Origin of the sequence: Streptomyces sp. CS113 (assembly GCF_002188365.1) — a bacterium.
Classification (GTDB): Bacteria; Actinomycetota; Actinomycetes; order Streptomycetales; family Streptomycetaceae; genus Streptomyces; species Streptomyces tendae.
In genome coordinates this window covers 7476058-7488772 of sequence record NZ_KZ195574.1, presented here as the reverse complement: position 1 = coordinate 7488772, position 12715 = coordinate 7476058, and the positions used below count along the sequence as shown (strand labels likewise).

General features: G+C 72.5%; 12 protein-coding genes. 7 read left to right on the top strand and 5 right to left on the bottom strand.

What is annotated here, in order from left to right; translation table 11 throughout:
* On the top strand, window positions 1-651 hold the full coding sequence (locus tag B9W62_RS33765; RefSeq protein WP_087810711.1) for a DUF7019 family protein: 651 nt from the start codon (window positions 1-3) through the stop codon (window positions 649-651).
* A 69-nt stretch (window positions 652-720) separates the two neighbouring features.
* Here the strand turns inward: B9W62_RS33765 and B9W62_RS33760 are convergent, their stop codons facing one another.
* Window positions 721-1143 (bottom strand): secondary thiamine-phosphate synthase enzyme YjbQ, encoded by a 423-nt coding sequence (locus B9W62_RS33760; RefSeq protein WP_087810710.1) that lies wholly within the window; start codon window positions 1141-1143, stop codon window positions 721-723.
* A gap of 83 nt (window positions 1144-1226) precedes the next feature.
* Here B9W62_RS33760 and B9W62_RS33755 point away from each other — a divergent pair, with 83 nt between their 5' ends.
* Complete coding sequence (locus tag B9W62_RS33755; protein WP_087810709.1) at window positions 1227-2306, top strand: NAD(P)-binding domain-containing protein; 1080 nt, start codon at window positions 1227-1229, stop codon at window positions 2304-2306.
* A gap of 12 nt (window positions 2307-2318) precedes the next feature.
* On the opposite strand, the gene mltG is transcribed toward B9W62_RS33755, so the two are convergent.
* Window positions 2319-3080 carry an endolytic transglycosylase MltG gene (gene mltG, locus B9W62_RS33750; protein ID WP_087812214.1) on the bottom strand — a complete coding sequence of 254 codons (762 nt, stop codon included), beginning with the start codon at window positions 3078-3080 and terminating at the stop codon, window positions 2319-2321.
* A gap of 259 nt (window positions 3081-3339) precedes the next feature.
* A complete protein-coding gene (locus B9W62_RS33745) occupies window positions 3340-5142 on the bottom strand; it encodes an ABC transporter ATP-binding protein (protein ID WP_087810708.1) in 1803 nt (600 codons plus the stop codon).
* A 147-nt stretch (window positions 5143-5289) separates the two neighbouring features.
* Between B9W62_RS33745 and B9W62_RS33740 the strand changes: the two genes are divergently transcribed.
* On the top strand, window positions 5290-5757 hold the full coding sequence (locus B9W62_RS33740) for a MarR family winged helix-turn-helix transcriptional regulator (protein ID WP_087810707.1): 468 nt from the start codon (window positions 5290-5292) through the stop codon (window positions 5755-5757).
* 89 nt (window positions 5758-5846) lie between these two features.
* On the opposite strand, the gene B9W62_RS33735 is transcribed toward B9W62_RS33740, so the two are convergent.
* Window positions 5847-6605: a hypothetical protein gene (locus tag B9W62_RS33735; RefSeq protein WP_087810706.1), complete on the bottom strand. Its 759-nt coding sequence runs from the start codon at window positions 6603-6605 to the stop codon at window positions 5847-5849.
* A 300-nt stretch (window positions 6606-6905) separates the two neighbouring features.
* Between B9W62_RS33735 and B9W62_RS33730 the strand changes: the two genes are divergently transcribed.
* The 4 genes from B9W62_RS33730 (at window position 6906) to B9W62_RS33715 (ending at window position 11890) form a co-directional block, all read left to right on the top strand.
* Window positions 6906-8804: an ABC transporter transmembrane domain-containing protein gene (locus B9W62_RS33730; RefSeq protein ID WP_087810705.1), complete on the top strand. Its 1899-nt coding sequence runs from the start codon at window positions 6906-6908 to the stop codon at window positions 8802-8804.
* Window positions 8801-10582, top strand: coding sequence for an ABC transporter ATP-binding protein (locus B9W62_RS33725; protein WP_087810704.1), 1782 nt, complete (start codon window positions 8801-8803; stop codon window positions 10580-10582). The genes B9W62_RS33730 and B9W62_RS33725 overlap by 4 nt, the downstream gene beginning before the upstream one ends.
* A gap of 501 nt (window positions 10583-11083) precedes the next feature.
* A complete protein-coding gene (locus B9W62_RS33720; RefSeq protein ID WP_087810703.1) occupies window positions 11084-11554 on the top strand; it encodes a DUF5709 domain-containing protein in 471 nt (156 codons plus the stop codon).
* 63 nt (window positions 11555-11617) lie between these two features.
* Complete coding sequence (locus B9W62_RS33715; protein ID WP_087810702.1) at window positions 11618-11890, top strand: type B 50S ribosomal protein L31; 273 nt, start codon at window positions 11618-11620, stop codon at window positions 11888-11890.
* Window positions 11891-11910: 20 nt separating this feature from the next.
* Here the strand turns inward: B9W62_RS33715 and B9W62_RS33710 are convergent, their stop codons facing one another.
* Window positions 11911-12705, bottom strand: coding sequence for a metal-dependent hydrolase (locus tag B9W62_RS33710; protein ID WP_087810701.1), 795 nt, complete (start codon window positions 12703-12705; stop codon window positions 11911-11913).
* Between the last annotated feature and the right edge of the window lie 10 nt (window positions 12706-12715).

Here is a 12715-nt window from a genome sequence, read left to right as displayed (position 1 = left end):
GTGTCGTTCCACTACTACTTGTACATCAGTGACAGCAAGGTCGACATGTTGCTGCCGCAGATCGACCCGGCCCACGCCACCAAGCGCGGATCCGAGGTCGGGCTGAGCCTGTCGGTGCTGTCGTTCAAGAAGACCGCCGAGCGGCCCGCTCACGACCGCACCGCCCGGCTGGAGCGGGTCCTGCGGTTTTTGCAGGACTACGGCGACATCGGTTCCGTCGACCAGCCGGGGCAGTTCTTCGGCGGGCTGCTCCCGGTGCAGTGGGGCCGCTTCCCGGGGGCCGCGTCGATGGTGTTCGCGGGAGGCCGTACGGACCGGACGGTGCTCGCGCTCGGCGGGTCCGGGCGGCATCTGCTCGGCGCCGTACCCAACATCGACCAGGCCGACCCCGCGTGGTCGCACCTGCCTCCGCTGCTCGACGGACTGGCCTCCGACATGGAGGACGAGATGCTCGTGGAGGCCGCCGAACAGCCCGGCGACCACCTCGACCGGGGGGACCTGAACGCACTGGCCACGGTGCGCCGGGCGGTCGACCGGCTCACCGGACCGGCCCAGAACGTCGAATTCGTCGCCAAGCGCCTCCTGCACGGAACGCTGGACGGGCAACCGGTGCTCCTCGGCTCCCCCGTATACCTCGCCCTCGTCGACTGAGCGTGCGCCACCGGCCGGAGGGCGTCCGCCCGCGGTGACGGGCTCCGGCCGGTGACGGCGGACGCGGCCCTAGCCGAGGAACGACAACCGCACCTGGCGGTCGGGATTGTCCCTGTTGGTGTCGACCAGGCACACCGACTGCCAGGTGCCGAGTTCCAGGCGGCCGCCGATCACCGGCAGCGTCGCGTGCGGCGGTACGAAGGCGGGCAGGACGTGGTCGCGGCCGTGCCCGGGACTGCCGTGGCGGTGCTGCCAGCGGTCGTCGGCGGGGAGCAGGGTGTGCAGGGCGGACAGCAGGTCGTCGTCGCTGCCCGCGCCGGTCTCGATGATCGCGATCCCGGCGGTGGCGTGCGGGACGAAGACGTTGAGGAGGCCGTCGCGCCCGGACGCCGCCTCGCGCAGGAAGGACTGGCACTCGCCGGTGATGTCGGCGACCCGCTCCGCCGAGCCGGTGGCGAGGTTGAGGACTCGGGTGGTGAAGGCATCAGGCATGACCCCATCGTGACACCCGGGAGAAGCGTGATCCCGTCCTGACACCGGGGAAGATCGGGGCCTGCCACGCCGTTGGTAGAAGCGTGAACAACACACGCGAGGTCGAGGTCGTCGTCATCGGTGCCGGTCAGGCCGGGCTCGCCGCCGCCTACCACCTGCGGCGCACGGGCTTCGAGCCGGAGCGTGACTTCGTGGTGCTGGACCACTCCCCCGGGCCCGGCGGAGCCTGGCAGTTCCGCTGGCCGTCCCTGACGTACGGCAAGGTGCACGGCATGCACGCCCTGCCGGGGATGGAGTTGACGGGCGCGGATCCCTCGCGGCCGTCCGCCGAGGTGGTGAGCGGGTACTTCGCCGACTACGAGCGGACGTTCGACCTGCGGGTGCTGCGACCGGTCGACGTGCGTGCCGTGCGCGAGGGGACGGACGGGCGGCTGCTCGTCGAGACGTCGGCCGGGTCCTGGTCGACGCGTGCCCTGATCAACGCGACCGGCACCTGGGACCGGCCCTTCTGGCCGCGCTATCCGGGGCAGGAGACCTTCCGGGGACGCCAGCTGCACACCGCGCAGTACGCCGGGCCGCAGGAGTTCGCCGGGCTGCGCGTGGTCGTGGTCGGCGGCGGCGCCTCGGCCACCCAGCACCTGCTGGAGATCGCCCCGTACGCGGCGGCCACCACGTGGGTGACCAGGAGGCCCCCCGTCTTCCGCGAGGGGCCCTTCGACGAGGACGCGGGCCGGGCGGCGGTGGCGCTGGTGGAGGAACGGGTGCGGCAGGGGCTGCCGCCGAAGAGTGTCGTGTCGGTGACCGGGCTGCCGCTGAACGACGCGGTCCGGGCCGGGCTGGAGTCGGGTGTGCTGGACCGGCAGCCCATGTTCGACCGGATCACTCCCGAGGGGGTGGAGTGGGAAGGCGGGCGGCGGGTGACCGCGGACGTCATCCTGTGGGCGACCGGGTTCCGGGCCGCCATCGACCACCTGCGGCCGCTGAAGCTGCGGGAGGCGGGGGGCGGTCTCCGTGTCGAGGGGACGCGATCGGTCGCCGACCCGAGGGTCCATCTCGTCGGCTACGGGCCCTCTGCCAGCACCATCGGCGCCAACCGGGCGGGCCGCGCGGCCGTGCGGGACATCAGGCGGCTGCTGGCGGACGGGGAGCCGGTCGCCGCGTGACGCCCCGGCCGGTCACGTGGCGGCCCCGGCACCGGCCTTCTTCGAGGCGCTCCGCTGGAGGCGGTTGAACTCGTCGACGTTGCGCTGGTGTTCGGCGTAGTCGGCGGTGAAGCGTGTGTCGCCCGGCTTGACCGTGACGAAGTAGAGCCAGTCGCCGGGAGTCGGGTTGATCGCGGCGCTCATCGCCACGTCGCCCGGGTTGGCGATGGGGGTGGGCGGCAGCCCCATGCGCTGGTACGAGTTGTAAGGACTGTCGATCTTCGTGTCCTTGTCGGTGGTCTTCAGGGTGGAACGGCCCAGGGCGTAGTTGATGGTGGAGTCCATTTGCAGCGGCATGCCGCGCTCCAGCCGGTTGAAGATCACCCGGGCCACCTTGCCCATGTCCTCCTTGGCGGCGGCCTCCGCCTGCACGATGCTGGCGATGGTGACCGCCTGGTAGACGTTCAGCGCGTTGCGCTGGGCGCCCGCGGCGACGGGCGCGCCGGTGAACCTCTTGTTCGCCGTGTCGACCATGGCCGTCAGCAGCTTCTCCGGGGTCGGGTTCTCGCCCAGTGGATAGGTCGCGGGGAAGAGATAGCCCTCGGGGTTGCCCTCGGCGTCGTTCGGCAGCTTGAGATTGGCCTTGGCCAGGGACTTCTTGGTGGTGCCCGCGGGCAGGGCGAGGGCCTTGTCGACGGCCGCGTAGACCTGGGTCGCGCGTCGGCCCTCCGGGATCACCAGGGAGGCGGGGCGGGACGCGCCCTCCTCGTCCGACGTCAGCAACGGCACCGCCACGGCGGTACCGGCGACCACGGCGCCCACCGCGATCAGGGCGACACGGCCCCGGCGCGTCAGCCGGATCGCCCTCCTGGGGCTTCGGGGACTCTGCGGGCTCTGGAGACCTCTGAGGCCCGTGGCGCCTCTGAGGCTCCCACGGGGGCCTCTGGCGCTTCTCGCGCTCCTCGCGCTTCTCACACTTCTCGCGCTCCGTGGCGGAGTGTTCATCTGCATGCGGGCACGGTAACCCCCATACGGCCACAAACCCGGCATATCGTCATCTTGTCGGCTCCAGTCGGGCGTCCCGGCGGACCAGCGCGGCGTACCTCCCGTCCTGTGCCAGCAGCGCCTCGTGCGTGCCCTGTTCGGCCAGGCGTCCGGAGTCCAGGACCACGATCCGGTCGGCACCCCGGACGGTGGAGAGGCGGTGCGCGATGGTGATCGTGGTGCGGTTGGCGGACAGGGCGTCGATGGCGCCCTGTACGGCGGCCTCGGTGCGGGTGTCGAGGGCGCTGGTCGCCTCGTCCAGGACGAGGACGGGCGGGTCGCGCAGGATGGTGCGGGCGATGGCCAGGCGCTGCTTCTCACCACCGGAGAAGCGGTGGCCGCGCTCGCCGACCACGGTGTCGTAGCCCTCGGGCAGTGCGGCGATGTGGTCGTGGATCTGCGCCGCCCTCGCCGCCGCCTCCAGCTCCGCGTCCGTGGCGTCCGGCTTGGCGAAGCGCAGGTTCTCGGCGACGGAGGCGTGGAAGAGGTACGTCTCCTGCGAGACGACGCCGACCGCGCGGGCGAGGGTGTCGAAGTCGAGGTCGCGCACGTCGACCCCGTCGAGGGTGACCCGGCCGCCCGTCACGTCGTACAGCCGCGGCACCAGGTGGCCGAGCGTGGACTTGCCGGCGCCGGTGGGACCGACGACGGCGAGACTGCTGCCGGCGGGGACGGTGACGTCGATGCCGTCGAGCACCGGGCCGCTCTTGCCGTCGTAGCCGAACTCGACGTTCTCGAAGCGGACCTCGCCCTTGACGTGGTCCAGGTGGACGGGGTCCTCCCGCTCGGTGATGTCGATCGGCAGGTCGAGGTACTCGAAGATGCGCTGGAAGAGCGCGAGCGAGGTCTGAATCTGCACACCGGTCGACAGCAGGCTCACGGTCGGGCGGAACAGCCCCTGCTGGAGCGAGACGAAGGCGACGATCGTGCCGAGGGAGACGTCGGGACCGCCGAGTTGCAGGGCGATGCCCGCGGTCCAGTAGATGACGGCCGGCATGGCGGCCATGACGATCGTGATGACGGCCATCCGCCAGCGGCCCGCCATGTTCGACCGCACTTCCAGGTCGACCAGGCTCTCGGACTCGTCCGCGAAGGCGCGGGTGAGCGAGTCGGACCTGCCCATGGTGCGGCCGAGCAGGATGCCGCTGACGGAGAGCGACTCGGTGACCGTGGCGGCCATCGCGGCCATCTGCTTCTGGCGTCTGGTGGTGATCTTCCTGCGTTCCCTGCCGACGCGGCGGCTGATCCACACGAACACCGGGAGCAGGAGCAGCGAGACGACGGTGAGGCGCCAGTCGAGGACGACCATGGCGGCGATCGTGGCGACCACACTGGTGAGGTTGGAGACCAGGGAGGTCGCCGTGGAGGTGACGGTGGCCTGCATGCCGCCGATGTCGTTGGCGATGCGGGACTGGACCTCGCCGGTGCGGGTGCGGGTGAAGAAGGCGAGGGACATCTGCTGGAGCCGTCCGTAGACGGCGGTGCGCAGGTCGTGCATGACGCGCTGGCCCACGGTCGTCGAGATCAGGGTCTGGAGCACGCCGAAGACACTGGTGAGGACGGCGCCGAAGATCATGCCGAGGGCCAGCAGGCTCAGCAGGCCCGTGCGCCCCTCGGGGATCGCGACGTCGAGGATCTCCCGGAGCAGGAAGGGCGTGGCGACCGACACCAGGGACGCGGCGCCGACCAGCAGGCCGACGACCGCGAGGCGGCCGCGGTAGGGACGGAACAGCTTGAGGATGCGCCGCACCTGCCGGGGCTGTTCCTTGGCGTCGGCGGGTGCGGTCCAGGCGGATGCGCGATCGGGGTGCATGGGCTCCTTCGGAGGCGGCGGGTGAAGGCCGGCGAAGCCATCGGAGCGCAGACCTCAAGGGCCTGCCGCAGGCGTTCGCGGACCTTGCGGATCATAGGTCATTGTTACCTATACTCACAATGAACTTCATCCTGATATTGTTCCCCCATGACCGCCCCCGATCCCGACGGCCTGCTCGCCGAGCAGCTGCTGCGGCTCACCCGCCGGGTGCACCGCATCCAGAAGCGCCATCTCGAGCACCGCGACCTCGGCATCACCCCGGCCCAGTCCCGGCTGCTGCGCACGCTGGCGCACTACGGCTCGCCCCCGCGCATGGCGGACCTCGCCGAGCGTCTGGAAGTCGTGCCCCGGGCGGTGACGACCCTGGTCGACGGACTGGAGGCGGCCGGGAAGGTGCGCCGCGTCCCGGATCCCGCCAACCGCCGGGTCATCAGGATCGAGCTGACCGACGACGGGCGCACGGCCCTCAGGGAGCTGCGCGGTGCGCGCCGGTCCGCCGCCGAGGAGATCCTGGCCCCGCTGACGGACGAGCAGCGCGCGGTGCTGGGCGGACTGCTGGACACCCTGATCGACGGGCCCGGGGCCGACACGGGCGAGGGCCGCCGGACTGCGTGACCTGGGCGATCGCGGTGGTCCGGGCGATCGCGGTGGGCCGGGCGATCGCGGTGGGCCGGGCGCCGCCCGGCGTGCCGCAGGGCCCGTGCTCAGGCCTTCAGGTGGGCCCTGTCCCCCATCACCACCACGGGATGACGGTCCGGGTCCAGGGTGCGCAGCAGATACTCCATCGCCGGCTTGGGCAGGCTGACGCAGGCCGACGTACCGCTGCCGTGGTCCATGTGCAGCCAGATGGAGCCGCCCTTCGAGGTGCCCTCGGGCCGGGTCGGATCGTTCGGCGGGGTGCCTTTGACGCGGTTGTAGTCGATGGCGATGACGTAGTCGAAGTCGTGCCAGTACGACTTCGCCCACCAGCGCGGTGCGGCGAAGCTCGCCGACCTGGTGTACGGCAGGCCCGCACCGGAGGCGGAATCCGGGTCCGGGAGCACGCCGCCCGCGTCGCTGAGCGTGAACACACCGACGGGGCTGCGCTTGTCGTTCTCGTGGTGGTCGGTCGTCCACCCCTTCGTGCCGTTGTGCGCCGCCCAACTGCGGGCGCGGTGCCAGCCGGAGCCCTGCTTCGTGTAGAGCACGACCGTGGAGTCCGCGGAATCCCTGCCGTCTCCGTACACCGCGACGACCTGGCGCGAGTCGCCGGGGATGCGTGCCTGGAGCCGGTCGCCGACGCCGGGGATCCTCGTCGGGTCGGCGGCCTCACTGCTCCGCCCGGTCCCGCCGGGGGGTCCGCTCGCCCGGGAGTCCGCCCCGTCGCCCGACGAGCCGCCGCAGGCGGACAGCGCCGTCACCGCCAGCAGGGTTCCAAGGGCCGCCGTCGCGACCGCCGTACGCCGTCCACCACCACGTGCCATCCGTCCATCGTCGCACCCGCCGCGGGCATGCCGTCACCACCGCGGACGTTGGGGGCGGGTGGACTGCCGCGCACACGAACGTGAACGTGGACGCGGACGTGCGGCGCGTGCGGCCAGTACGGGGTGTGAGGCGTAGGGGTTGTGTGGGGCGTGCGGCGCGTGCGGGGCCGCAGCCGGATACGCACGCCCTCACGGAAAACCGCTTGATTTTGGGCACGTGGCGACGCGAACCTTTCACGGTTTGCAGCCTTTCGATGCCGCATAGCGACGGCACCCCCTGACACGAGCCACTGGGACGTCATGCAGATCCAAGACCTTCCGTATCCCGATCCGGGCGTGCCGGACGCACGCTCGGGCCCCCGATTCCTGTGGTGGCTGTTCCGCAACCAGCTCGGTGGCCAACTCAAGTCACTGGCCTGGGGCCTGCTGCACTTCGCCTCCGTCTCCGCCCTGCCCTTCTGCGTCGGTCTCGCCATCCAGGCGGTCGTCGACCGCTCCGGCACCCGGCTCGCCCTCGCGGGCGGCGTCATGGTCCTGTGCTGCGCCGGCAATGCGCTCGGCGACACCTTCCTGCACCGCGCCGCCGTCACCAACTGGATCACCGCCGCGGCCCGCGTCCAACAGCTCCTGGCCCGCAGGACGGCGCTGCTGGGCTCGGCGCTGACCCGGCGCGTGGCGGCCGGCGAGGTCGTGGCCGTGTCCACCGGCGACGTCGAGAAGATCGGCTGGTTCGTGGAGGCCGTCTCCCGCTTCACCGCGGCAGCGGTCACCATCGTGCTGGTCTGCGTGGCGCTGGTCGTCTACCAGCCGGCGCTCGGCGTCGTCGTGGTCGTGGGCCTGCCGGTGCTGGCCCTCGCGGTGCTGCCCCTGCTGCCCCGCGCCACCCGGCGGGCGGACGTCCAGCGCGACAAGGCCGGCCGCGCCACCGAACTCGCCTCGGACACCGTCGCCGGACTCCGCGTGCTGCGCGGCATCGGCGGCGAGGAACTCTTCCTCGACCGCTACCGCGCCGCCTCCCAGGAGGTGCGCCACGCGGCCGTGCGCAGCGCCCGGATGTGGTCCCTGATCTCCGCGATCCAGGTGCTGCTGCCGGGGCTGCTGCTGGTCGCGGTGGTCTGGCACGGCGTCCACCTGGCCCGCGAGGGCCGCATCGGCGTCGGCGAACTCGTCACCGTCTACAGCTCCGTGATGATCCTCACCTACCCGCTGCGGCACTTCGAGGAGATCGCCATGGCGTACTCCTTCTCCCGGCCCTCGGCCAAGCGGGCCGCGCGGGTGCTGTCCCTGGAACGCGCCACGGACAGCGGTGGTTCGCGCGCCGCCGAGATCCCCACCGGGGACCTGTACGACCCGGCGACCGGTCTCCTGGCTCCGGCGGGCCTGTTCACCGCCGTGGTGTGCGGTGACCCGGACGCGGCCGGACGGCTGGCGGAACGGCTCGGCGGGCACCCCTCGGAGCAGGGTGCGTCGGCCCTGCTGGGCGGGGTGCCGCTGGACGAACTGCCCCTGAATTCCGCACGCACCGCCGTCCTGGTGCAGGACAAGGACCCGGTACTCCTCTCCGGAACGCTCCGCGAACTGCTGGACGTGCCCGCGTCCGGTGCCGTCGCCGCCGAGGACGCGCTGGCGGCCGCCCAGTGCGGCGACGTGTTGACGGCACTCGCACAGGGCTCGGTCGGCGCCGACGACCCGATGGACGCCCGCATCACCGAGCGGGGCCGGTCGCTGTCGGGCGGCCAGCGCCAGCGGTTGGCACTGGCCCGGTCCCTGATCACGGACCCGGAGGCGCTGGTCCTGGACGAACCGACCTCGGCCGTCGACTCGCACACCGAGGCGCGGATCGCGGAGGGCGTACGGGCACTGCGCGCGGGGCGCACCACGGTGGTGTTCACCTCGTCGCCGCTGCTGCTGGACCGCGCGGACCGGATCGTGTTCCTGCATGACGACGAGGTCGTGGCGGTCGGCGCCCACCGGGAACTGCTCCAGACCGAACCCCGGTACCGGGCGGTGGTGACGCGCGAGACCGACGAGGAGACCGCGGCGCACCGCGACGGCACACCCGCCGGAAGAGGGGCCGCGAAGCCCCTGCCCGACGACCGCGGCGACGGCCCCGCGAACGGTCGTGACGACGGACTGAACGACGACCTGAGCGACGACGACGTACTGCACCGACTGGAAGAGATCGAGGAGACGGCATGATCGGCGTCGCGCCACCGGCCTACGACCCGGCGGCCCCCACGACCGCGAACACCCTGCCCGTCGGCGCCCGCCCAACTGTGCGCGCCTACGTGGGAGAACTGCTGCGCCGGCACCGTCGGGCGTTCCTCTTCCTCGTCACCGTCAACACCGTCGCCGTGATCGCCTCGATGGCGGGCCCCTACCTGCTGGGCGGGCTCGTGGAACGGGTCTCGGACGACGCGCGCGAACTGCGTCTGGGCCTCACGGTCACGCTCTTCGTGCTGGCCCTCGTCGTGCAGGCCGTGTTCGTGCGCGAGGTGCGGCTGCGTGGGGCCGTGCTCGGCGAGCGCATGCTGGCCGATCTGCGCGAGGACTTCCTCGTGCGTTCGGTCGGGCTGCCGCCCGGAGTACTGGAACGGGCCGGCACGGGCGATCTCCTCTCCCGGATCACCACCGACATCGACCGGCTCGCCAACGCCATGCGCGAGGCCGTGCCCCAGCTCGCGATCGGCGCCGTGTGGGTGGTGCTGCTGCTCGGTGGCCTGGTGGTCACGGCGCCGCCCCTGGCTCCGGCGGTGCTGATCGCGGTGCCACTGCTGGTGATCGGCTGCCGCTGGTACTTCCGCCGGGCGCCCTCCGCCTACCGCTCGGAGGCCGCCGGGTACGCCGCGGTGGCCGCCGCGCTCGCCGAGACGGTGGACGCCGGGCGCACCGTCGAGTCCCACCGCCTCGACGCCCGTCGCATCGAGCTGTCGGAGCGCCGGATCACGGAGTGGACGGCCTGGGAGCGGTACACGCTCTGGCTGCGGTCGGTACTCTTCCCCGTCATCAACGTCACCCATGTGACCGTGCTCGCCTCCGTCCTGCTCATCGGGGGTGTCTTCGTCCTCCAGGGCTGGATCGGGGTCGGCCAGCTGACCACGGCCGCCCTGATCGCGCAGATGCTCGTCGACCCGGTCGGCATCATCCTGCGCTGGTACGACGAGTTGCAGGTGGCCCAGGTGTCCCTGGCCCGGCTGGTGGGCGTGCGGGACATCGAGCCGGACGCCGGTGATGGCACCCTGGCCCCCGAGGGACGGCACGTGCACGCCGACCGCGTGCACTTCGGGTACCTCGAGGGCGTGGACGTGCTGCGCAAGGTGTCGCTGGAGGTCGCCCCCGGCACCAGGCTCGCGCTGGTCGGCCCCTCGGGGGCCGGCAAGTCCACCCTGGGCAGGCTGCTCGCGGGCATCTACGGCCCCCGAGAGGGCCGGATCACCCTGGGCGGCGCGGAACTGTCCCGGATGTCCGCGGAACGGGTCCGCTCGCACGTCGCCCTCGTCAACCAGGAGCACCACGTCTTCGTGGGTTCCCTGCGCGACAACCTCCGGCTCGCCAGGACCGGCGCCACCGACGCCGAGCTGTGGGCCGCGCTGGGGGCGGTCGACGCCGACGACTGGTCCCGGGGACTCGACGAGGGCCTGGACACCGAGGTCGGCTCGGGCGGCTTCGCGCTCACCCCGGCGCAGGCCCAGCAGATCGCGCTGGCCCGCCTGGTGCTGGCCGACCCGCACACCCTGGTGCTGGACGAGGCGACCTCCCTGCTCGATCCCCGGGCCGCACGTCATCTCGAACGGTCCCTGGCCCGGGTCCTGGACGGACGCACGGTGATCGCGATCGCCCATCGTCTGCACACCGCCCACGACGCCGACGTCATCGCCGTCGTCGAGAACGGCCGGATCAGTGAGCTGGGCAGCCACGACGAACTCGTCGCGGCGGACGGCGCCTACGCGGCGCTGTGGCGGTCCTGGCACGGCTGACCACGCCGTGCCCAGCGGGGACGGGACCGCTGGGGAGCGGATAGCCGGGGCGAGCACGGCCGACGTGCCGGACCCGGGCCACCCCTGGCCGGGGGCGGCCCCGCCGGGTGCGGCCCCGCCGGGTGCGGCCCTGTCCGGAGCCGCCCCGCTCGGGCCGGGCCGAGCCCGGGACGGTGCGGCCGGGCGCCCCGGCCGAGTCGGGCGGGGCCCCGCCGGCTGGCCGGGTGGTGGGCCGGGGGCGGACGCCGCTCCGGTACCGGGGCGGCCGGCGTGGACCGGCCGGGCCGGTGGAGCAGCAGCGGCATGCCTGGCGCGTACCCCGGCGGGGTGCGTGCCGTTGCGCGGTCCCGAACGGGAGTGGAAGGCTGGGAGAAGGCACCGGCTCGAGGTAGGCCCGGGAACCGCGGGGTTCCGCGACGGGTCAGGCCTGTGCCCCGTGCAGCGGCGGCCTGCCGCGGTGCACGGTGAGAAGGGGCCGGTCCCCACCCCCTGGAGGTATCCGTGAACAGCGTCGACGGATGGGGAGATGACGTCTACCAGCCCGACGGGTCCGAGCAGCGGGAGGACACCGGCCTGCTCGACAGTGAGGACACCCTTGAGGAGGACGGTGTCGACGATCCCCTCGACCGGGGCTGGTCCCCGCCCGAGCGCCCCTGGGCGGTTGAGCACACCGGTGTGACGGCTGCCGAACGCCGCCGCGGCGAAACGCTGGACCAGCGCCTCGCCGAGGAGCGTCCGGACGAGCTCGCGCCCGACGGCGACGGCCTGGGCGACTCCGACGGCACCGACGGGGAACTGCTGGACAACGAGGTCGGCGCGGACCGCTCCGGCCGACTCGTGGCGCCCGACGAAGGGGCGCACGAGGACGAGGAGCCGGCGCTGGTCGCCATGGACGTGGGCATCGACGGTGCGGCCGCCTCCGCCGAGGAAGCGGCGATGCACGTGGTCGACGAGGACTCCCTGCCCGGCTGACACCACCTGCGACGGCAGCCCCGTGCCGTCGTCCCGAAGAACCGTGCGGCACGAGGAGCAGCCATGCAGCAGGACAAGCACCCCGACTACCGGCCCGTCGTCTTCCGTGACCGCAGTGCCGGGTACGCCTTCCTGACCCGGTCCACCGCGACCAGCGAGGAGACCATCGCGTGGGACGACGGCGAGACCTACCCGGTGGTGGACGTGGAGATCTCCTCGGAGAGCCACCCCTTCTACACGGGCAAGGCGCGCACGGTGGACTCGGAGGGGCGCGTCGCCCGATTCGAGCGGCGGTACGGCCCGGGCGAGGGGCAGGACACCGGGCAAGCCGGCTGAGCCGGCCGGGTGCGCGTCGCTCAGGTGAAGTTGAGTGCCGCCGCGCCGCCCACTCCGCCGAGCAGCATGAACACCGGCATCAGCACCTTCAGCTCCACCCAGCTGCCCGCTCGGAACCGCATGGCCTTGGGCGGGCCGATGGGGTACCACCGCTTGCGGCCCACCGGTATCGGCCAGAGTATCGGGCAGCCCGAAACGGTCAGCGCGTCCCCGATGTCGTGCACCAGCGCGCCGAGCACGATCGGCAGCCCCAGCCACAGGTACTCCTGGCCCGGCGCGGTGAACAGCCAGTCCGCGCCGCCGTCCGGTTTGTCCAGGATGCCGGCGAGGATCCACGCGCTGGTGCCGGCCAGCAGCCAGACCAGCACGTCGCTGCTGGAGCCGCGGGTCGCCCGCCAGAGCAGCCCCTCGATGGCCAGCACCATGTGCACGAAGAGGATCGCCAGGACCGCCCAACGGCCACCTGTGATGGCCAGGACCGACGTGCCCCCGCCGATCAGGACCGCCCACAGCCAGGTGTGCGTCAGCGTGCGGTGCCCACCCGAGCGACGCGGGTCGCCCCGCTTCTTCGTGGCCTTGTAGACGGAGTAGGACAGCTTGTCGACGATCTCGCACAGGCCCCGTGAGACCGGTCCGAAGGCCCGGGAGATCGTGGCAGCCTTGTGGTCGAGGTCCGGGGCGAGCGCCGCTCCGGCACAGATCAGCGCTCCGGCGAGCAGCACGGGCCAGGGCATCGGGTGTCCCGCGGCGGCGGTCGCCGCTCCGACGCCGAGCCACGCCGCGGCGCCCGACAGTGAGTGTGCTGGTCCCATCATCGCCGTTGCC

What these genes read in the sequence shown, in the direction of transcription:
- B9W62_RS33740 (WP_087810707.1), top strand. Translation starts at nt 5,290, where the DNA reads ATGACCGCCCCCGATCCCGACGGCCTGCTCGCCGAGCAGCTGCTGCGG.
- B9W62_RS33730 (WP_087810705.1), top strand. Translation starts at nt 6,906, where the DNA reads ATGCAGATCCAAGACCTTCCGTATCCCGATCCGGGCGTGCCGGACGCA.
- B9W62_RS33715 (WP_087810702.1), top strand. Translation starts at nt 11,618, where the DNA reads ATGCAGCAGGACAAGCACCCCGACTACCGGCCCGTCGTCTTCCGTGAC.
- B9W62_RS33725 (WP_087810704.1), top strand. Translation starts at nt 8,801, where the DNA reads ATGATCGGCGTCGCGCCACCGGCCTACGACCCGGCGGCCCCCACGACC.
- B9W62_RS33760 (WP_087810710.1), bottom strand. Translation starts at nt 1,143, where the DNA reads ATGCCTGATGCCTTCACCACCCGAGTCCTCAACCTCGCCACCGGCTCG.
- B9W62_RS33735 (WP_087810706.1), bottom strand. Translation starts at nt 6,605, where the DNA reads ATGGCACGTGGTGGTGGACGGCGTACGGCGGTCGCGACGGCGGCCCTT.
- B9W62_RS33710 (WP_087810701.1), bottom strand. Translation starts at nt 12,705, where the DNA reads ATGATGGGACCAGCACACTCACTGTCGGGCGCCGCGGCGTGGCTCGGC.
- B9W62_RS33745 (WP_087810708.1), bottom strand. Translation starts at nt 5,142, where the DNA reads ATGCACCCCGATCGCGCATCCGCCTGGACCGCACCCGCCGACGCCAAG.